The 18,066-nt window shown below is 69.4% G+C and carries 22 protein-coding genes; 10 read left to right on the top strand and 12 right to left on the bottom strand.

What is annotated here, in order from left to right; all coding sequences use genetic code 11:
* Positions 1 to 270 precede the first annotated feature (270 nt).
* The 4 genes from VLF38_RS15635 to VLF38_RS15620 all read left to right on the top strand — a co-directional run bounded on the left by VLF38_RS15635 (position 271) and on the right by VLF38_RS15620 (position 1,983).
* A complete protein-coding gene (locus VLF38_RS15635; protein ID WP_325272163.1) occupies positions 271 to 537 on the top strand; it encodes a hypothetical protein in 267 nt (88 codons plus the stop codon).
* Positions 538 to 697: 160 nt separating this feature from the next.
* Complete coding sequence (locus tag VLF38_RS15630) at positions 698 to 931, top strand: hypothetical protein (protein WP_325272162.1); 234 nt, start codon at positions 698 to 700, stop codon at positions 929 to 931.
* 312 nt (positions 932 to 1,243) lie between these two features.
* The gene (locus tag VLF38_RS15625) at positions 1,244 to 1,627 is read left to right on the top strand and encodes a hypothetical protein (RefSeq protein WP_325272161.1); all 384 of its coding nucleotides are present in this window, start codon (positions 1,244 to 1,246) and stop codon (positions 1,625 to 1,627) included.
* Positions 1,609 to 1,983: a hypothetical protein gene (locus tag VLF38_RS15620; protein ID WP_325272160.1), complete on the top strand. Its 375-nt coding sequence runs from the start codon at positions 1,609 to 1,611 to the stop codon at positions 1,981 to 1,983. The genes VLF38_RS15625 and VLF38_RS15620 overlap by 19 nt, the downstream gene beginning before the upstream one ends.
* A 254-nt stretch (positions 1,984 to 2,237) precedes the next feature.
* Here the strand turns inward: VLF38_RS15620 and VLF38_RS15615 are convergent, their stop codons facing one another.
* Positions 2,238 to 2,678, bottom strand: a complete 441-nt coding sequence (locus VLF38_RS15615) for a hypothetical protein (protein WP_325272159.1) — start codon at positions 2,676 to 2,678, stop codon at positions 2,238 to 2,240.
* 39 nt (positions 2,679 to 2,717) lie between these two features.
* On the bottom strand, positions 2,718 to 3,110 hold the full coding sequence (locus VLF38_RS15610; protein WP_325272158.1) for a VOC family protein: 393 nt from the start codon (positions 3,108 to 3,110) through the stop codon (positions 2,718 to 2,720).
* A 53-nt stretch (positions 3,111 to 3,163) separates the two neighbouring features.
* On the opposite strand from VLF38_RS15610, the gene VLF38_RS15605 reads away from it, so the two are divergent.
* The gene (locus VLF38_RS15605; protein ID WP_325272157.1) at positions 3,164 to 3,616 is read left to right on the top strand and encodes a VOC family protein; all 453 of its coding nucleotides are present in this window, start codon (positions 3,164 to 3,166) and stop codon (positions 3,614 to 3,616) included.
* Here VLF38_RS15605 and VLF38_RS15600 read toward each other — a convergent pair.
* Positions 3,576 to 4,109 (bottom strand): DUF1990 domain-containing protein, encoded by a 534-nt coding sequence (locus VLF38_RS15600; protein WP_325272164.1) that lies wholly within the window; start codon positions 4,107 to 4,109, stop codon positions 3,576 to 3,578. The two genes, VLF38_RS15605 and VLF38_RS15600, sit on opposite strands and share 41 nt — an antisense overlap.
* 77 nt (positions 4,110 to 4,186) lie before the next feature.
* Here VLF38_RS15600 and VLF38_RS15595 point away from each other — a divergent pair, with 77 nt between their 5' ends.
* Genes VLF38_RS15595 through glpK form a run of 3 tightly spaced genes read left to right on the top strand, consistent with a single transcriptional unit; the run spans position 4,187 to position 7,519 of the window.
* The gene (locus VLF38_RS15595) at positions 4,187 to 4,702 is read left to right on the top strand and encodes a SigE family RNA polymerase sigma factor (RefSeq protein ID WP_325272156.1); all 516 of its coding nucleotides are present in this window, start codon (positions 4,187 to 4,189) and stop codon (positions 4,700 to 4,702) included.
* Positions 4,699 to 6,024, top strand: coding sequence for a hypothetical protein (locus VLF38_RS15590; protein ID WP_325272155.1), 1,326 nt, complete (start codon positions 4,699 to 4,701; stop codon positions 6,022 to 6,024). The genes VLF38_RS15595 and VLF38_RS15590 overlap by 4 nt, the downstream gene beginning before the upstream one ends.
* Positions 6,025 to 6,034: 10 nt before the next feature.
* Positions 6,035 to 7,519 carry a glycerol kinase GlpK gene (glpK, locus tag VLF38_RS15585; protein WP_325272154.1) on the top strand — a complete coding sequence of 495 codons (1,485 nt, stop codon included), beginning with the start codon at positions 6,035 to 6,037 and terminating at the stop codon, positions 7,517 to 7,519.
* Between the two features lie 23 nt (positions 7,520 to 7,542).
* Here the strand turns inward: glpK and VLF38_RS15580 are convergent, their stop codons facing one another.
* The 6 genes from VLF38_RS15580 to VLF38_RS15555 are packed head-to-tail and all read right to left on the bottom strand — an operon-like array spanning position 7,543 to position 12,295.
* The gene (locus VLF38_RS15580; protein WP_325272153.1) at positions 7,543 to 8,355 is read right to left on the bottom strand and encodes a class II aldolase/adducin family protein; all 813 of its coding nucleotides are present in this window, start codon (positions 8,353 to 8,355) and stop codon (positions 7,543 to 7,545) included.
* A 55-nt stretch (positions 8,356 to 8,410) separates the two neighbouring features.
* Entirely contained in the window at positions 8,411 to 9,271 is an 861-nt protein-coding gene (locus VLF38_RS15575) for a hypothetical protein (protein ID WP_325272152.1), read from the bottom strand.
* A complete protein-coding gene (locus VLF38_RS15570; protein ID WP_325272151.1) occupies positions 9,268 to 9,930 on the bottom strand; it encodes a response regulator transcription factor in 663 nt (220 codons plus the stop codon). The genes VLF38_RS15575 and VLF38_RS15570 overlap by 4 nt, the downstream gene beginning before the upstream one ends.
* Positions 9,931 to 9,952: 22 nt before the next feature.
* Positions 9,953 to 10,453, bottom strand: coding sequence for a flavin reductase family protein (locus VLF38_RS15565; RefSeq protein WP_325272150.1), 501 nt, complete (start codon positions 10,451 to 10,453; stop codon positions 9,953 to 9,955).
* Positions 10,450 to 11,601, bottom strand: a complete 1,152-nt coding sequence (gene macS, locus VLF38_RS15560) for a MacS family sensor histidine kinase (protein WP_325272149.1) — start codon at positions 11,599 to 11,601, stop codon at positions 10,450 to 10,452. Before macS ends, VLF38_RS15565 begins: the two co-directional genes overlap by 4 nt.
* Entirely contained in the window at positions 11,582 to 12,295 is a 714-nt protein-coding gene (locus tag VLF38_RS15555; protein WP_325272148.1) for a lysophospholipid acyltransferase family protein, read from the bottom strand. Before VLF38_RS15555 ends, macS begins: the two co-directional genes overlap by 20 nt.
* A gap of 52 nt (positions 12,296 to 12,347) precedes the next feature.
* On the opposite strand from VLF38_RS15555, the gene VLF38_RS15550 reads away from it, so the two are divergent.
* Both VLF38_RS15550 and VLF38_RS15545 read left to right on the top strand, forming a co-directional pair.
* On the top strand, positions 12,348 to 13,115 hold the full coding sequence (locus VLF38_RS15550) for an alpha/beta hydrolase (RefSeq protein ID WP_325272147.1): 768 nt from the start codon (positions 12,348 to 12,350) through the stop codon (positions 13,113 to 13,115).
* Positions 13,112 to 13,540 carry a hypothetical protein gene (locus tag VLF38_RS15545; protein ID WP_325272146.1) on the top strand — a complete coding sequence of 143 codons (429 nt, stop codon included), beginning with the start codon at positions 13,112 to 13,114 and terminating at the stop codon, positions 13,538 to 13,540. The genes VLF38_RS15550 and VLF38_RS15545 overlap by 4 nt, the downstream gene beginning before the upstream one ends.
* 53 nt (positions 13,541 to 13,593) lie before the next feature.
* Here VLF38_RS15545 and VLF38_RS15540 read toward each other — a convergent pair whose 3' ends face one another.
* The 3 genes from VLF38_RS15540 to VLF38_RS15530 all read right to left on the bottom strand — a co-directional run.
* On the bottom strand, positions 13,594 to 14,586 hold the full coding sequence (locus tag VLF38_RS15540) for an endonuclease/exonuclease/phosphatase family protein (protein ID WP_325272145.1): 993 nt from the start codon (positions 14,584 to 14,586) through the stop codon (positions 13,594 to 13,596).
* A 372-nt stretch (positions 14,587 to 14,958) separates the two neighbouring features.
* Positions 14,959 to 15,390 carry a DUF4265 domain-containing protein gene (locus VLF38_RS15535; protein ID WP_325272144.1) on the bottom strand — a complete coding sequence of 144 codons (432 nt, stop codon included), beginning with the start codon at positions 15,388 to 15,390 and terminating at the stop codon, positions 14,959 to 14,961.
* Positions 15,391 to 15,398: 8 nt separating this feature from the next.
* A partial coding sequence (locus tag VLF38_RS15530) for an RHS repeat-associated core domain-containing protein (protein WP_325272143.1) occupies positions 15,399 to 18,066 on the bottom strand: 2,668 nt, incomplete at its 5' end.

Here is an 18,066-nt window from a genome sequence, read left to right as displayed (position 1 = left end):
CGTGACCGCTCATGCCGCGTTCAGGTCGGCATAGCGTGACCGCTCATGCCGCGTTCAGGTCGGCATAGCGTGACCGCTCATGCCGCGTTCAGGATGGCATCGCGCATCTTGCCTGTGCGCGCGAGCGGTTACCCCTTCGTCTGACACGATGCGTGAATGTCTTGGAGGCGAGGTCAGAGACGTAGGTCCGAACGCGCTACCCGCGAGATCCAGATGCTTGTCGGCCCAATCGGCGACAATCGCTTCTCGGTTGCGGTCGAGCCTGAAGCAATGCAGTTCGACTTTCCTCCGACCGAGAAGGTGCTTCTTACGTTCGTTGTGCCCGACCGGTCGAAGACCTACTTCGACGTGTCGCACGGGACGGACTTCCTAACGATCTGGCGCCCCGCAGACACGGAAGTGTGGGCGACCCTCGCCGACGGCGAAAAGTTCCAGATCGGCGGGTTTCCGGGCGTGCCGGCGCCTTGGCTGGACTCAGACAGCGAGCAACGTCCAGCCGAGGCACCGTGGGTCTGGCCGCCCGGCCCGGCGGACTAACGCTCGGTCATGCCGCGACTCGATCGCCGGTGCCGTTCGCAAATTGAAGCTCAAGCGGGCCTCTGGACACGTAGCCTGCGCCGCAGGCCCCCGCTCTTCCACGTCTCTTCCGTCCTCAAATCGTGAGTCCATTCGGCAGCACGGCCTCGATGTGAGCCGGATGGGCGCCGCACGTGGCATCGCGGGCAGTCTGGGACCTGAGGTCTCGGGCTGCTTCCTCTGCACCGAGCAGTTCGACGTCGAGATCTTCACCGAGATGAACAACACCGGCGGCCCGGTCGACATCTGGGAAGTCAGCGGGATCGACCGCCGTGACCTCCAGGAGTCACCCAACGGCTATCTCTACGACCCGGGGACGATCCCGGCTGCCCAGGTTCGGCTGGTCGAGAGCTGAATCGCCCACATCTGCCGCGATTGCCTTACGGCGATGTGCGGCCCGGGACATGATGCAGGAATGGCTGATAGGTCCGCGGGAGCCTTCGCGCGCGTAGGTCGCGCTCTGTCTGTTGCGTTGCGTGCTGCCTTCGGCCCCCTGGGTGCTCTCGAGGGCCGGGGCAACGCGGTGGAGCCGCCGCCCACGCCGCGTCAGCGACCGGATGAGTACCGGCCGTAGCGACCGCTCGTGCCGCAAGTAGTTCGGCTCTGCCGAGGCCCGAAGCGTTGAGTCCGGGGTCAACGTGGGCATCGCAGCGCAAGATTGCCCGCCATGGAACCCTGCCGCGCCAGCCGCCGTCAGATCCGCATGATGAAGCTCGTGGGCGCCGCGATGGCCGTGACGCTCGCCGCTACGGCCTGCGGGCACGACTCGCTCGCCGCCGTTGATCCCCCTGCCCCCAGGCCCAGCAGCCCCGCGCCGACTGCCACCACTACCGCAGGCCCGCAGCACGAGCAGACCGGCATCGACCAGCCGCCTCCGTTCCGGGTCGTCTACGACGGCCACGGGCTGGCCGTTCATCCGCACACGTACTGCTACGACAGTGGGTGCGTCGATGGATTCAGCTCGGATCCGCCCGACATCGGCTCACCCGAGGAGATCCAGGTCTACGTGCCGTCCGGGACTTCAGGCTTTCTGTGCACGCACGTGAGCTGACTCAGGACCCCAAGCCGGGCCAGACCTCCTCGGAAGCCACCTGCGGCGGGCGCAGTTTCGAGGTTCCCGCCAAGGACCTCGGTGACGGGTGGTACGCCGTACGGCCGTTCGGGCCGGCGGCCCACTACGACCTCGAGCTGTTTGCCCAAGGCGGCGGCGACATGGTCGCGTCCCTGCGTTGGCGCACCCCAGTTGACGGGCCGATGCCTGAGCCATCCGCACGACTCGCCCTGATCGCAAACCACGACGGCAAGCCAGACAGCTACGGGCTGGAACTCGCCATCGACGACCTCGCTGAGACGCCTCAGCGAGCCAGCGCCGAGATCAAGGTGACGGCCGGCAACGGACGATCCTGACGCTGCACGCCAAGGCGTCCGAGGGCCCATGCCGAAGCGCTGGGGATCTCTACTTCGACCGCCCTGACGAGCCCGCGAAAGAGGCTGCCCGACTCGGTGGTTTCCCCTTCACCACGGTCGTGACCCTCACCCTGGACCGACGCGTCTACCGGGCGACCGCTGTCTACCCGCGCGACGAGATCGAGGGCAACGAACCGAGCGTCTCCCTCGAGTTCGTCCCCGCGCTCCCGGCGCTGTGAACGACGGAATTCTGGCTACCGATTCCATTGGGCGGGCCTTGCGCCGACTTCCATTGCTGCTGCGAATTCTCGGCACGGCTGGTCTGCCACATCCACCCGCAAGAGCTGTACGGCGAGGCCGGTGATGTCACGCCGCCTGCCGACGAAGGTCACAAGCACCTGGTCCAGCGCCCACGTTGCAGACGTCGCTCCGCGCTTCTGGTCGCTCGGAAACGGAACGAACGTCAACGTGCCATCGGACAACAGCAGCAAGCGGCCCCGGGCGCCCGAACTGCGACGACCCTCGCCCCGCTGCTGCACCTGAGCACCCCACAGCAGCGACCCATCACGCACCTCAGCTTCCATGTCGGCCCCCACCCGTGAGGCCCACAGCCGCAGGCCCACCAACGTCGCGAGTATCCCGAGCAGGCCGGAGCCCAACAGGACGAGTCCCCAGTGCTGGTCAAGCCAGGTCATGGGGCCAGCATGACGGCCGGATGACATCCCTGTCGCGCATCAACCAGCGGACGGAACCGGCGCGATCCGCGCGCGGAGGAGGCAGAAGACGTTGCCCTCCGGGTCCTGGAGCACGTGCCACGATTCCTCGCCGGTCTGCCCGATGTCGGCAGGCCGCGCTCCGAGGGCGAGCAGTCGCTCGAGCTCGGCGGCCTGGTCGCGGTCGGTCGCGTTGAGGTCGATGTGCAGCCGCGGCTTGCCGGGCGCCGGATCGTCGCACTTGCTCAGGAAGATCGTGGGCTGGCTGCCGCCGAAGCCGTCGCGCGCACCGATCTCGATGCTGCCGTCCTCTTCGTGATCGAGGACGACGAAGTCGAGGACCTCACACCAGAACTCAGCGAGGAGCTCAGGATCGCGACAGTCGAGGACGAGTTCTCCGATGCGGCAGGCCATTCCTGCACCGTACGCCGAGGGGCTCGGGCGCCGAGCAGGGCTAGTGTCGCTACATGGTGACCTGGCAGCTCACGGTCGATGCAAACGATCCAGCCACGCTGGCGCGGTTCTGGGCTCCGCTGCTGGGCTACGTGCCCGCGCCTCCGCCCGACGGATTCGACTCCTGGCTGGCCTGGTACCAGTTCGTCGTACCGGAGGAGGAGCTCGACGGCGACCCCGACGACTACGTCGACCGGATCGTCGATCCGACCGGGGCGGGGCCGAAGATCTGGTTCCAACCCGTGCCGGAGACGAAGGCGGGCAAGAACCGCTTCCACTTCGACCTCTACGTCGCCGACCGGTCTGCCCCGATGGAGGAGATCATCGCGACCGTCGATGCCAAGGTGGCCGAACTGGTCGCCCTCGGAGCCACCGTCGGCCACCCCAACCGGATCGACACCGAGTCACTGCAACGCTATGCGGTCGTCATGCGCGACCCGGAAGGCAACGAGTTCTGCGTCGCGTGACCGGCCGCAAGGCGCGTTGATAGCGGCAGCGATACCACCGCTGCGCGACCAGCAGCACGGGGAACAGCAGGCGCCAGAGCCCGGTCGAGGGACGCGTGAGCGAACGCAGCGTCAGCCACACCCGACCCTGCGGGTCGCGCCACACGATGAAGGCCTCCTCCCCCGACACGGGGTGCCCGACACCGGTGCCGTAGGCGAAGCCGCACCGATCGTCCGTCTGGACCACGTCCACCACGCGCACCGGCTCCCTGATCCGGAACGCGCCAACCCGGGCCACGAGCGTGTAGTCGGCATCGAGCCGGACCCGTGGTTCACCGCCGTCCACGGCATGGACCTCGAACCCGCTGCGGGTCTTGACTCCCCAGGTCATGACGGCAGCCGTCGCCTCCTGCCAGGCCGCAGGTCCCGCTCCGATGCGCACGGAGCTCTCGTACGCCCGGAATCCACCAACCGGCGGCGACCACCCCGGCTGGGCGACCGCCGTGCGACCCACGACCCCGTAGCTCAGCTCCACAAGCCGATTGTGGCGGAGTTCCACCCGAGGCAGGCCTTGCGTGCGTGAATACGGATGTGAGGGACGACTTCGAGCAGTGGGTGCATGCGCGATCACGCGCGCTGGCCCGCGCGGCGTACCTCCTGACGGGTGACGTCCACCTCGCCGAGGACCTGGTCCAGGAGACGCTGGGCAGGGTCGCGCAGCACTGGCCGCGCGTCGTACGCAAGGGCACGCCGGACGCCTATGCCCACCAGGTAATGAACAACCTCGCCATCGACGGATGGCGCCGTCGGAGCCGTCGACCGCAGGAGGTCACCGCCCAGTACGGCGAGCACGCGCCCTCACCCACTGAGAGCCCCGTCGAGCGGGTCGCCCTCCGCGACGCGCTGCTCCGCCTCACGCCCATGCAGCGCGCCGTCCTGCTGCTGCGGTTCTACGAGGACTACAGCGAGTCCCAGACGGCCCACCTCCTCGGGTGCTCGCCGAACACCGTGAAGTCCCAGACCCGCCACGCCCTCCAGCGGCTGCGTGAGCTGGCACCCGACGTCCTGTCCGAGTTCGACCATCGCCCGGAGGTGGCACGACCATGACCGACCTCCGCGAACAGCTGGACGCGGCAGTGACCCCCGCCCGCGAGGTCCGCATCGACGCGCAGGCAGCCTGGGCGGACGGCGTACGACGGCGGGTACGACGCCGCGTCCGGGTGGGCGCGATCGGCGTCGTTGCCGTGGCGGCCGTCGCCGTGGCCGTGCCGGTCGCGCGCGATCTCGACGTCGCCCCGCACGTCGTCGGCGAGCCCGGCGCGGCCGCCAAGCACTACCCGCAGCGCCTCGACCACGACTACGTCGAGCGCTCGATGCCGGCGGTGACCGGCCCGCTTGCTGGTGTGATCGAGCGCAATGACGAGGATCTCCACGGGTACTACGCCGTCTCCCCCAACGGCCGGATGTGGCGTATCGACGACGCCCAGGCGATGCCAGTCCCCTCGCCCGACGGCACCCGTATCGCGTACATGGCTGGCCCGAAATACGACAAGGTCGGCTACGTCATGCGAGACCTGCAGACCGGGGAGGTGACGGAGTTTCCCGAGATCGGCAACGGCACCCTGGTCGACGACATCCCGACTACCGAAGCCAGCTTCTACCACCAGGACCAGACGCCGGTCTTCTGGAACGTCGCTTCGACGGCGCTGCTGATGCAGGTGACACGCGCCGGTCCGCGCGACGGCATTGCAGCAGGCGTTCTCTCCGTCGACGGCACGGTCCACACGATCCCCAACAGCAACGACCTGCCCGATGGCTCGCACCCGGTCGGCTGGTTCGACGACTCCACGGCCGCGTTCATCGCACCCGCGAGCGAGCGTGCTCGGGTCGCGGCCGTCGACACCACGAGCGGACGCGTGATCCGGTCGTTCCTGCTCGACAAGGCCGATCCCGAGTTCGTGTCGCAGTGGTACGCGTCGCTCTCACCCGACGGCACCACCGTGGTGACCCTCGACGACAACGGCGAACCCGACCCGGAGCCCGTTCGCTTCTACAGCGCGCACGGTGAGACGGCCGGCAAGCGCAGGGGCACGATGCCGACGCCCGACGGCCACTCCTCCGCCTGCCAACCCACCTGGACCTCGGAGGACCTCTATCTGCCGCGCTATCAGTCCGACGAGCGCGACGCCGTCCTCGCCCGCGTCAACGGCGGTACGCCGATCGTCGCCGACCCGCGCTTGAAGGTCACCTGCTCGGTCTGGGCGGCCTCCGCCCTCGAGGGCGGCCCCGACCCGAGCATCGGCGGGACGCTCTTCGGCACCGACTCGTCCTGGCTCTCGTGGCACTGGCGCGAGGTCAGTTCCGGCGTACTCGTGGGACTCGCGCTTCTCGTCCTCGGCATCAGCGCACGGAGGCGTCGCCGACGCTAGGGTCGCGGGCATGAGCGTTCTGGCTATCGACGCAGGCACGACGGGCGTGACGGCCGTCGTCGTGGATCCCGACGGCAGCATCGCCGCGAAGGGCTACCAGGAGTTCGCGCAGCACTTCCCCCAGCCGGGCTGGGTGGAGCACGCTCCGGAGGAGATCTGGCAGGCAACCCTCGAGGCCACCCGCGAGGTGCTCGCCAAGGTCGACCAGAGCAGGCTCACCGGCATCGGCATCACCAACCAGCGCGAGACGATCGTGCTCTGGGACCGCGAGACGCTCGGCTCCCCGCGTCGCGCGATCGTGTGGCAGGACCGACGTACGGCCGAGGTCTGCGACCGCCTGAAGGCCGAGGGCCACGAGGAGCGCGTGCGCGAGCTGACCGGCCTCCGGCTCGACCCGTACTTCTCCGGCACCAAGCTCACCTGGCTCAAGGAGAACGAGCCCCACACGTGGGCGCTGGTCGAGTCCGGACGGTACGCCGTCGGCACCGTCGACTCGTACCTCATCGCCCGGATGACGCGCGGCACCTGGCACGTCACCGACGTCTCCAACGCCAGCCGCACCTTGCTCTTCGACCTCACCACCGGCGACTGGTCCGACGAGCTCTGCGACCTCTTCGGCGTCCCGCGTGATGCGCTTCCCGACCTCGTGCCCAACTGGGGCGAGGTCGGCACGACCGATCCGCGCACCTTCTGCGGGCTCAACCTCCCGATCGCGGGCATCGCCGGCGACCAGCAGTCGGCCCTCTTCGGCCAGACCTGCTTCGACCCGGGCGACTCCAAGTGCACCTACGGGACGGGCTCGTTCCTGCTGACCAACACCGGCACGACGATCGAGCGCTCCGACGCCGGCCTGCTCACCACGGCGGCGTGGCGCTCCCCCGCCGGCGAGACGACGTACGCGCTCGAAGGGGCGATCTTCGTGACCGGCGCGGCGGTGCAGTGGCTGCGCGACGGGCTCCAGATCGTCGGTACGGCGGCGGAGACCGCCGCGATCGCCGGCGCTGTGCCGTCGAGCGAGGGCGTGGTCTTCGTCCCCGCGCTCACCGGCCTCGGTGCTCCGCACTGGGACCCGCACGCGCGCGGCACCATCCTCGGCATCACCCGGGGTACGACGCGGGGTCACCTCGTGCGCGCCACGCTCGAGGCGATCGCCTTCGAGGTCCGTGACGTGCTGGAGACCGTCAACGAGAAGGGGCCCACGCTCGCGACGCTGAAGGTCGACGGCGGCGCAGCCGCCAACGACCTGCTCTGCCAGGTGCAGGCCGACCAGGTCGGCGTACCCGTGGAGCGGCCACGGATCGTGGAGACGACCGCGCTGGGCGCCGCATTCCTCGCCGGCCTGGGCACGGGAGTCTGGGGGTCCACCGACGACCTCAAGGAGACCTGGCAGCTCGACCGGCGCTTCGAGCCGGGCGGCGACCGCTCGGCGCTCGACCGCGACTACGCGCGGTGGCAGCAGGCCGTCGAGCGGAGCAAGGGCTGGGCCCTGCTCTGATCGACGGGCTCTGACCGACGGGATCAGTCGAAGACGTCGGGCTGGGAGGCGACGATCTGCTCCCAGAGCGGGCGGAACTGGAACCAGCCGGCCACGTCGCTGCCGATCTGGCTGCGCACCAGGCTGGCGGTCTCGTGGTCGACGTGTGTGGGGGTGCCGGCGGCCATCGCGAGCAGCTGCGCCTGGCAGGAGCGCTCCATGGTGACGAACCACCAGGCGGCCGCGGAGACCGACCCGCCGACCGTGATCAGGCCGTGGTTGCGCAGGATCGCAGCCTTGTGGTCACCGATCGCCGCCGCGATCTGCTTGCCCTCCTCCTCGACCAGCGCGACGCCGCCGTACTCGAGGTAGAGGCCGTGGTCCTCGTAGAACGCACAGGCGTCCTGCGTGATCGGGTCGAGCGGGATGCCGAGCGAGGCGAACGCCTTGCCGTTGAGCGAGTGGGCGTGCGCCGCCGCCACCGCGTCGGGCCGCGCCGCGTGCACCTGCGCGTGGATGACGAACGCCGCCCGGTTGACCGGCCGCGTGCCGTGGACGACGCGGCCGTTGTGGTCGACGCAGATCAGGTCGCTGACCCGGATCTGGTTGAAGCTCATCCCGAACGGGTTGACCCAGAAGAGGTCCGGATCGCCCGGGTCACGCGCGGTGATGTGCCCCGCGACGCCCTCGGAGAAGCCGAGCTTGCCGAAGACCCGGAAGGCGACGGCGAGGTCGCGCTTGCGCTGCTCGCGCTCCTCCTCGACCGAGAGCCCCGTCGGCGGAACAGGCAGGTCGCAGTTGTCCGGGATCGGGCCGACGGCCGCCTCCAGGAGCTTCCGGGTGCCCTCGTCGATCATCTCGCTCCTCCAGGATTCAGTGGACGGCCAGTCTCATTCCATACCGCTCGGTCGGTCAAGTGGTCTCGAGCGTGGCGGCTGCTGCATCGCGCGCGGCCTCGGCGTCGCTCACTTCGTTCGCCGCCTCGGTCATTGCCTGCTGAGCCCGCTCGACCTGCGCCTGGACCTCCTCCTCCCGCGACTCCAGCTCGGCCACCTTGCGGCGCAGCTCGTCGAGCTCGGACTCGACCTGGAGCGCCTGGGCCTGCGCCCCACGATGGCGGACCTCGGCCTTCGTCAGCGCCTCCTTCGCCATCCGCAGCTCCTTCTCGGCAACTGAGAGCGCCCGCTTCGCCTCCCGCTTCCGCTCTGCCTCCGAAGGATCCGGTACGGCGTGGAGCGTCGCCGGTACGGACGAGGCGACGTGGCCGATCGCCTCGGGCACGGCAACATAGGGCGTGACGTCGAGGTCGTCGACGCCGGTCGTGGCGAACGCGCGGACCAGCAGGCCGGACTGGAGCGCCTCCGCCGCGGCCCCGCTCACCATGGCCGCCGTCAGCGTGCCCTCGACCTCTTCGGCCACCGACTCGGTGACCTTCACGCCTTCGCCTGCTGCGTGGCGGCGGGCGACGGTCGTGACCGCCGCGGTCAGCTGGCGCCGCTGGGCGGTGAGCGCGCGCAGCTGTCCGGCATCGAGGGACTCCGCGGCGTCACGGAGCGCCGCCCCGACCGCGACCAGCTGCTCGACCTGGTCGGGTTCGCGGCGTACGAGGAGGTTGAGGACCCAAGCGGCCAGGCTCGGCTTCTTCAGCGCCTTGACCGCCTTCGCCACGTCGGCGTCGTCGGCCTTCAGCGCCTTCGCGCGCGCGTCGCGCCGGCTCGTGAACTCGCCGAGCGCCAGGCCGTACAGCTCCTCGGCCTCCGCCAGCACCGTCACTCCAGGCCCTGCTCGATCGCGTAACGGGTCAGCTCGACGCGGTTGTGGAGCTGGAGCTTGCGCAGCGTGTTCTGCGTGTGGTTCTGGACGGTGCGGTGCGAGATGACCAGGCGCTCGGCGATCTGCGTCGAGGAGAGTCCCTTGGCGACCATGCGCAGGATCTCGGTCTCGCGCTCGGTGAGGATCGGGCGCTCCTCCTCGGCGGCCGCCTTCGGCGCTGCCGACAGCCGGCGGTACTCCCCCAGCACCAGGCCCGCGAGTCCGGCGGTGTAGACCGCCTCGCCGGCCGCGACCTTGCGGACGGCATCGAGCAGCTCGGCACGCGAGGCCGACTTCACCAGGTAGCCCGTCGCCCCCGCCTTGACGGCCTCGAGGACGTCCGACTGCTCGCCGGACGCCGACAGGATCAGCACCCGCGGACCGTCGGGACCAGCCACGGCACGGGTCACCTCGACGCCGTTGGGCTCGGGGATCTGCAGGTCGAGCACGACCACGTCGGGCCGTGCGGCGGGGCAGCGCGCGAGCGCCTCCTTGCCGTTGGCCGCGACCGCGACCACCTCGAAGCCGGCCGCGACCAGGTCGCGCTCGACGGCGTCGCGCCACATCGGGTGGTCGTCGACGACCATCACACGCACGGGCTTCGTCTCCTCAGCTGCCATGTCAGCAACCTAGGGCATGTCCTCAGCGCTGAACGTACCGTCCGCGGCGGTGCACCAGCGGTTCGGGCTCGTCGCCGAGGACGACGTGCTCGATCCGGCAGGTCACCTGCATCGACCAGCCCAACTCGGTGGCCGACTCGACCGCGACACCGACCCAGCTGGTGGCGTCGGCGAGCCGCGGACCCCACTCTGTCTCCTCGAAGGCGGCCTGGCGGAACGGTCCACCCGGCGCCGGTGTCACGCCGGCGAACATGTCGGCCAGCTCCCGGTGCCGCCACTGCAGCAGCTGGACCACACCCCGCCCGGTCGTCTCCAGCGCGTCGAAGAGCTCGGAGTCGGGATCCACCAACCCCACGACGTACGCCGGGTCGCCGGTCGCCACCATCAGGCTCGAGACCGTGAGCCCCGCCCGGGCCGGGCCGGCGCCCGAGGTCCACAGCGAGACGGTGCCACCGAGGCGCCCCCGGAACCGCCGGGCGGCGTCCTCGGGCATGGCGAACGGGTGCGAGGAGTGGATCGTCACGGGGAGAGCCTAGGCACCACGAGCTCCCACTCGGTGCCGTGCGGACCGGTGGAGAGGTGTGCCTCGCCACCGAGGTCTCGGATCCTGCCGACGATGGACTCGGTGACACCGAGCCGGCCCTGCGCGGCGGCGTCCTCCAGCCGGCCGTCCGCGATGCCCGGGCCCTCGTCGCGCACCGTCACCGCGACGGTGTCGCCCAGGTCCTCGACCAGCACCCAGGCGTGCGCGCTGTCACCGACGTGGCGTGCCACGTTGTCCAGGCACGCCCCGGTCGCGGCGACCAGCTCGTCGACGACGTACGCCGGCATCACCAGCGGTGTGCCGGGCGTGGAGACCTCCACGAGCGGCGTGCGCCGGGTGCCGAGTTGGAGGATGGCTTGGGTGAGCTCGAGTTCGCTCCGCTCGCGGTCGATCCGGTCGTTCCTCTCGCCGACGATCAGCAGCGCGCGCAGCCGGGCCTCCTGCTCCCCCGCCAGCCGGCCCAGCTCGACGCCCTCTCCGCCGAGCTCCGGGCCCTTGCGCTGCATGAGCGCGAGCACCTGGAGCACGCCGTCGTGCACCACGCGGGCGAGGCGGGCGCGCTCGTCCGCGAGCGCGGCGGCGTGCTGGGCCCGGTCGCGCTGCCGCGCGAGGTCCTTCAGCGCCGAGGCGAGGCGCCCCAGGAGGGGGCCACCGATCAGCAACAGGAAGACGTTGCCGTAGTTGGACTCGGAGATGTCGGGCCAGCGGATGCCGAGGTCGGCCACGGCAACGCACGCGGCCGCGACGAAGCCACCACGGGCACCCCACAGCGCCGCCCACGACAGCACGACCGCCATCACCCAGAAGCCGGGGACGGTGGCGGTGAAGTCGGGGCCCTTCACCCACGGGGTGACCAGGAGCGAGCCGACCCCGACGGCGAGGTCCGCGAGGAGCAACGGCGCCCGACGGCGGCGGTGGTCGGCGTACGACCAGGAGGCGAAGCCGGTCCACAGGAGCAGACCGGCGAGGACCACGATCGCCGCGGTGGGGCGCTCGACGGTCTCCCAGCGCCAGGCGATGAAGCCCAGCATGTTGGCCGCGACGACGAGTCGCAGCCAGAAGAGCACGCGGAACATGCCGTCCGCGACGGCGTGCTCCGGTGTGGGGTCAGGCAGCCGAGCCGCCATCCGCCTTCCGCGCCTCCTTGGCCGCGCGCTTGGCGTCTGCGGCGTAGGTGTCACGGACGTACTCCTGGCCGGAGAGCTCCTGGATCGCGTCCATGATCTCGTCGGTGACCTTGCGGAGCACGTCGCGGTCGTTCTGCTGTCCGGCGTACTGCGAGAAGTCCATCGGTGCGCCGAACTTGATGACCGGCCGCGTCCAGCGGCCGAACTTCTTGCCCTGCGGGGCGAGCTTGTCGGTGCCGATGACCGCGACGGGGACCACCGGGACTCCGGTCTCGAGCGCGATGACCGCGACGCCGACCTTGCCCTTGTAGAGGCGGCCGTCGTGCGACCGGGTGCCCTCGGGGTAGATGCCGAAGATGTGGCCCTCGTTGAGGATCCGCTTCGCCGTCATCAGCGCACCCTCGGCCGCGGTCGCACCGGACCGGTCGATCGGGACGTTGCCGGTGTTGGTGAAGAAGAACTTCTGGAAGCCACCCTCGAAGTACTCCGCCTTGGCGACGTAGCGCACCATGCGCGACATCACGAGCGGGACGAAGAGCCAGTCGAAGTACGACAGGTGGTTGCCGGCGAGCAGGACGCCGCCCTTCTTCGGGACGTTCTTCGTGCCGGAGACCTTCGGCATGAAGACGATCCGCAGGAACGGACCCACGGAGACGTACTTCAGGAACGAGTAGAAGAGGGGTTGATCGCGCACGACAGAAGCGTAGGGCATGTGAGAGGCGCGTCCATGAGGCAGGATGCTCGGCATGGCCCTCCAGTCCCACCCGCTCGCATGGTCGGCTCCGGCGAACCCGGACCTCACCAGCGGCCGGCGCATCGGCGTCCTGCTCAGCCACGGCTTCACCGGCTCCCCGGTCTCGATGCGCCCGTGGGCGGAGTTCCTCCACGAGCAGGGGTACGCCGTCGAGGTGCCCTGCCTGCCCGGCCACGGCACCACGTGGCAGGAGATGAACGGCACCGCCTGGGACGACTGGTTCGCCGAGCTGACCGCGGCGTTCGCCCGGCTCCGGGCCACCTGTGACCAGGTCTTCGTCTGCGGCCTCTCGATGGGCGGCGGCCTCGCCCTGCGGCTGGCGGCCGAGCGCCCGGGCGACGTCGCCGGCCTCGTGCTGGTCAACCCCGCGGTCGCGTCGACCAACAAGCAGCTGCTCGCGGTCCCCGCGCTCAAGCGCGTGATCAAGGGGCTCCCCGGCATCGGCAACGACATCAAGAAGAAGGGCGTCGACGAGCACGGCTACGACAAGATCCCGCTCCGGGCGCTCGCCTCGATGCTCGACGGCTGGAAGGCGCTGCGCCCCCGGCTGGGCGAGGTCAAGGCGCCCCTGCTCCTGATCCGCTCGACCGTCGACCACGTCGTCGACCCCTCGTCCGCGCGGATCATCCTCGGCAGCGTGGGCTCGGCCGACGTCCGCGAGGAGCTGCTGACCGACAGCTACCACGTCGCGACGCTCGACAACGACGCCCCGCACCTCTTCGCGGAGTCGTTGACGTTCATCCGTAGGCTCTCCGTGTGACGCAGGAACCACCCGCCAGCGACGGCTCCGAGGACGACAAGGCCTGGGCCGAGATCGTGGCCGGTTGGGACGCTACGGCTGCCGGCGGCGACCTCCCGGAGGCGGAGGCCGACACCGAGGCCAGGACCGAGGCGGAGCCCGAGCGGCCTGCCTGGAACCCTGTCCCGTTCGACCTCGCTGACGAGGGCACGTTCGTGCCGCCGACTCCCCCGCCGGTGCAACTGCCCTCCCCGCCACGCCTGATCGCCTGGTCGGGCGTGATCGGTGCGCCCGCGGTTTTCCTGGTCTTCCTGATCCTGAGCCTGTCGCTCCCGTCGTGGGCGAGCACGTTGCTCGTCGCGGCGTTCGTCGGCGGGTTCATCTTCCTCGTCGCGACGATGCGCAACGAGCCGCCCGACCCGTACGACGACGGAGCGCGCGTCTAGCGGACCAGTCCACGCGTGTGAGGGACGACGGGGCCCCTCACACGTCTGGCGTCCTACTGGATCGTCGCCCAGACGAAGGCGTGGTCCGAGTAGTACCGCTCCGCACAGCCGGGGATCGCGTCAGCGGTGCTGCTCGAGCCCTGGCCGCCGGTGTACCCGTTGCCGCCGTTGTACAGGTAGTGGCACGTCAGGAAGTCACTCGCATTCGCGAACCTGGTCTCGCCCGTGCCGTACGCCTTGTAGTCGTAGTCGCGGTTGGTTGAGACCACCGTGCCGGTGGTGAAGATGTTGTCGGGCGCAGCCTCCGTGGCCGGACGCGCCGCGACATACGTCCCGGGCCCGTCGGTGGTGGAGTTGGTCATTGCCGTCCAGAGCCCGGACATCTGCTCGCCCGAGGCCCCCGAGCATGCCGTCATGTAGCCGCTCGAGGCGAGGCTTGAATCCGTCTCGTTGATGCAGGGCCGACGGTTGAAGTCGCCGGCGATGACGGGCGTCGCGCCCGCGTACGCCGGGATCTCGTTGACGCGACGCTTGAGGAAGTCCGCCCAGATGCCACCGTAGAGGTCGTGGTCGATGACCTTGTTGTGGGTCTGGAAATGGGTGCCGTAGATGGCGAACTTCTTCCCGCTCGACCGCTTGGTGACCAGCGCTGTCGCCTGTCGGAGCGAGAGCCACTCCCCGTCCTGGACCTGGCTTTCGGGGTAGCCAATCAGCGAGGCAGCCGGGCTCGACAGGCTGACCGTCTCGGTGTTGTAGAGAATCGCCGTTTCGCGCCGCACGAGAGGTCCGGTCGCCGGGTTGCTCTCGACCGCACCCGCTCCTGAGGCAGCATTAACTCCTACCGCGTAGGTGCGTCCCGTGCGGCTCGTGAGTTGAGTGGCGACAGTTGCGGCACTCTCGGCGGTGACTTCCTGCAGCAGGACAACGTCCGGCGCGGGCGTCGACAACGCGGTGAGGACCGACCGCACGCGGGCGGCGAAGTGGACCATGTCCAGGTTCTCGTTGAGATCAGGGTTGTTCCACATCTCGATGAGATTCGCGGTCATCACGGTCAGCTGATTCGAACCAGATGCGGGCATGTCTTCGATGGTTGCAGCCGTGCTCGGATTGGCCACAGGGCCGACTGCGAAGGTGGCTACGGCCGCTGCCGCAACTAAGCTGGACAAGTAACGGTGTAGGTGCATGGAGTTCTCCCGAGGCAAGGTTTCGATGGCGGAGTTGGCGGCCGCCTGCCGGCGCGCCTCGCGGAGGCTATTCGATCGGCCTGCGCGATACATGTGAATCGCAGCTTTCTGCGTACTAGTTGCGGTGCGGCCTGTTCGGAAAGCCGGGTCAGGTTCCAAGATCGACGGGCCCTCCACGCACAGTTCAAGCAGCCGGGTCGGAGAAGCCTGCCGATTGCGCTCGTTCCACAGACGTCACCCCAGCTCGGGTGCGACACCGAGGTCGAAGTACCACTCCTCCGAATCATCCTGCCCCTCGTAAAGCCTCCGCAGGATGGGCAGCGCCGGAACCTTAGGGGGAACGACAACGGTGACCAGCCCAAACGGCGATTCGCGCGTAATGCAACCGAGTCGCCCGAACTCCGCAGCAGCCGGCGCTGTACTAGCGCCAGCGCGCGGGATGACCCGCGCTAGCCAGTTGGCTGACGAACAAACGACTTCGACCGCCCAGATGCCGTCCTCTCTTTCCTCAGCGCGGAGGACGTCACCCGGGGCGATCCCGTACGCGAATGCCGGAGCCGAGACAAGCTCGAATCGTCCGCCACCAAGGTCGACCGCATCGAGTTCCTCGGCATCGACAGGCGGATATCCGTCCTCATCTCGCTCGAGAGCAATGAGGACGTGCACATGTCCACTCACCACGGCGCGTCTCCATCCGACTTACGAATGTTGCACACCCGACACAGGCCTTGAGTATTTGACGGGTCCCCAGACCCACCCTTGCTCATTGCCTCGATGTGGTCAACGGCAGCCTCATCCGGCCGGGGCGTGACGCCCGCCTTGGATTGCTGGGCAACCGTGAGCCTCACGCTGCACTGCGGATTCGCACACCGCGCGATCCCATCCGGTTGTGACAAGGCATTCCGCTGCAGCGTCTCATCCTTGCCAGCGCGGGTCACGGGCAGGGCCGGACGGCTACCGGGAAGTCCGCCACGCCCGAGCTTCGGCTCGAAACCAGGGCGCGCGCGCACGAAGTCGAGCAGTTCATCGTTTTCCCCGGTCACCTGGGCCCCAAGGCCACCGCCCGCCCCGCCCACCGGCATCGACGCCGAAGGCGCGACGTCGGCGATCTCAATCGCCGCCTCGGATGACTGCTGTGCGGCATCGTCCGCGGCACCGGCGGGACTTACCTTGGGTTGGACGGTTGCGGTGTTGGATACCCCACCCGCACCCTTGCCGGCTGGGGAGGTCGAACCACTCCGCTTGACGGTCTGCTTGGCGCGAGCCTTGGTCGCCTGGACGGCTGCCTTGGCACTGCGCGCGGAGCGAGCCACCGAGTCGGCGGCCTTCGTTGCCGCGCGCCCGCCCGCGCGGGCAGCGGAGCCAGCCGCCTTCCGCGTCCCCGCCTTCGCTGCCGACGCAGCAGCGTGTCCGGCCTTCCCCGCCCGACTGACGCTCTTCGCCGCAGCCCGCGACACCCCACGAGAAGTCGAGGAGACCTTCGACGATGCCTTGGAGGCCGTGCGGGAGATCTTCTTGGTGACCTTGGGCGCATGGCGCGTGACGGTCTTCGCGGTGTAGCTGTAGCTACGCGTGACAACCTTCGCCGAAGACCGGACGACCTTGGTCGACTTGACCGCCTTGACGGTCGTCTTGGTCACGGCCTTGACGGCCTTGGCAACCTTCCCTACCGGGGTGAAGCCCGCAGCGAACCAAGCGCACGAGGACCACGAGCCGCCGATGCAGCCCTTGAGGTCGTTGTAGCCGGAGGCAACCTTCGCCACCGAGACGGTCTTCTTGGCGACCTTCTTGACGGCCTTGAACACGCTGCCCCAGAAGTAGCCTTCGGGGTCGGTCTGGGTCAGTGGGTTCGCGCCGGCGTAGGCATAGCGGTTGCCGTTGTCGAGGTCGTCGGGATCAAGATTCGCGGCGTCGCGGGACGCGAAGGTGCCGGTCTCCGGCTGGTACCAGCGGGCACCCATGGCAACGTTGCCCGTGTCGGGGTCGGTGTACTGGTGCTGGAACCCGAGTGCGGGTGCGACACCGGTGCTGGCGACCTTGCTACCGAACGGGTCGAAGGTCCGTGAACCCGTCAACGCGCCTGTGGACGCGTCCACGGTGCCGACCAGATCGGTGTGCTGATCAGTCCAGCCGAGCATCGCTGTCGAGACCGGGTCACCCGTAGCGGCGCCGACGCCGAGCACCCCGCCGTCGGCGGCGTAGGTGTAGCGGCGGTCGCCGTCGTAGGCGACGTCGAGTCCGGCTCCGACGTATTCCTGGGCCTTGCCCGCCGCCGAGATCAGTCGGTGCAGCGCGTCGTAGCGGTTGGTCTGAGTGCCGTCGGTGATCAGCTGCCCGAAGGCGTCGAACTCGACGTCACGCGTCACCCCCGAGGCCGTGCGGCCGGTCAGGGTGCCTCGTGCGCTGTAGGCGTAATCGACGCCGCCACGCGAGGTGACCTGGTTGCGGGCGTTGAACGTGGCCGTCTCGTTGCCGCGGCTGGTCAGGTTGCCGGCGTCGTCCCACCCGAAGTTGGTGGTGGTGCTCCCGTTGTTCCAGGAGGTGAGGCGACCTGCCTTGTCGTAGCCGTAGGTGTTGGCTGAAGCGCCGGCGACGCCCGTGGTGGTCTTCGCGGTGAGCCGGTCCGCGAGGTCGTAGCCATAGCTGATCTTGGCGGTCGTCGCCGCACCGGCGGTCAGGGTGTCGCTGGCGAGACGGCCGAGGTTGTCGTAGCCGTAGGTGTGCTTCGACGTGCCTGCGTCCGCGGTGGCTACCCGGCCGGCGGGGTCGTAGCCGTAGCTGAGGGTCTCACCGGTCAGCGGGTCCCCGGTGCCGGAGAGGCGGCCGGAGGCGTCGTAGCTGTAGGTCGTGGTGCCAGCGCCGGTGGTGATGGCGGTGGCCCGGCCCTCGTCGTCCCAGGTGTAACTGGTGTCGCCTGCCGCACCGGTGGCGCTCTTCATCAGGCCACGGTCGTTGTAGGTGAACGACTCCACGGCGGTGCCGGCCGCGGCGGACGTGAGCCGGCCCGCTGCGTCGTAGGCGAACGTGCGCTCCGGGGAGCTCGCCTCGGCCCCTGAGCCGGCCTCGTTGGTGAGCCTCCCGGCGCCGTCGTAGGTGCGGGTGGTCCTCACACCCCCGGGGGCGAGGGTGGTCGAGACCCGCCCGGCCTTGTCGTAGCTGGTGATGAAGGTCCGGTCCGCGAGGCCCGGGGAAGCCGTCGTCGCCGGCTCGATGGTGGACTCGGGCAGACCCCACGTGTTGGTGGTGTAGGTCGTCGTGTTGCCGCGACCATCGGTGACCCGGCTGATGTTGCCGGCGGCGTCATAGCCGAAGCTCGTGGTGATCGACTTGGTGTCGGAGACC

The sequence above is a fragment of the Nocardioides sp. genome, from assembly GCF_035481145.1.
Classification (GTDB): Bacteria; Actinomycetota; Actinomycetes; order Propionibacteriales; family Nocardioidaceae; genus Nocardioides.
The sequence above is the reverse complement of the archived record's forward strand: the minus strand, read 5'-3'. Positions and strand labels throughout refer to the sequence as shown.

Coding starts and splice junctions, on each gene's coding strand:
- VLF38_RS15570 (WP_325272151.1), bottom strand. CDS start 9,930: ATGGCAGCTGAGGAGACGAAGCCCGTGCGTGTGATGGTCGTCGACGAC.
- VLF38_RS15540 (WP_325272145.1), bottom strand. CDS start 14,586: ATGACCGCGAATCTCATCGAGATGTGGAACAACCCTGATCTCAACGAG.
- VLF38_RS15580 (WP_325272153.1), bottom strand. CDS start 8,355: ATGATCGACGAGGGCACCCGGAAGCTCCTGGAGGCGGCCGTCGGCCCG.
- VLF38_RS15615 (WP_325272159.1), bottom strand. CDS start 2,678: ATGACCTGGCTTGACCAGCACTGGGGACTCGTCCTGTTGGGCTCCGGC.
- macS (WP_325272149.1), bottom strand. CDS start 11,601: ATGGCGGCTCGGCTGCCTGACCCCACACCGGAGCACGCCGTCGCGGAC.
- glpK (WP_325272154.1), top strand. CDS start 6,035: ATGAGCGTTCTGGCTATCGACGCAGGCACGACGGGCGTGACGGCCGTC.
- VLF38_RS15550 (WP_325272147.1), top strand. CDS start 12,348: ATGGCCCTCCAGTCCCACCCGCTCGCATGGTCGGCTCCGGCGAACCCG.
- VLF38_RS15630 (WP_325272162.1), top strand. CDS start 698: ATGGGCGCCGCACGTGGCATCGCGGGCAGTCTGGGACCTGAGGTCTCG.
- VLF38_RS15605 (WP_325272157.1), top strand. CDS start 3,164: ATGGTGACCTGGCAGCTCACGGTCGATGCAAACGATCCAGCCACGCTG.
- VLF38_RS15625 (WP_325272161.1), top strand. CDS start 1,244: ATGGAACCCTGCCGCGCCAGCCGCCGTCAGATCCGCATGATGAAGCTC.
- VLF38_RS15610 (WP_325272158.1), bottom strand. CDS start 3,110: ATGGCCTGCCGCATCGGAGAACTCGTCCTCGACTGTCGCGATCCTGAG.
- VLF38_RS15635 (WP_325272163.1), top strand. CDS start 271: ATGCAGTTCGACTTTCCTCCGACCGAGAAGGTGCTTCTTACGTTCGTT.
- VLF38_RS15590 (WP_325272155.1), top strand. CDS start 4,699: ATGACCGACCTCCGCGAACAGCTGGACGCGGCAGTGACCCCCGCCCGC.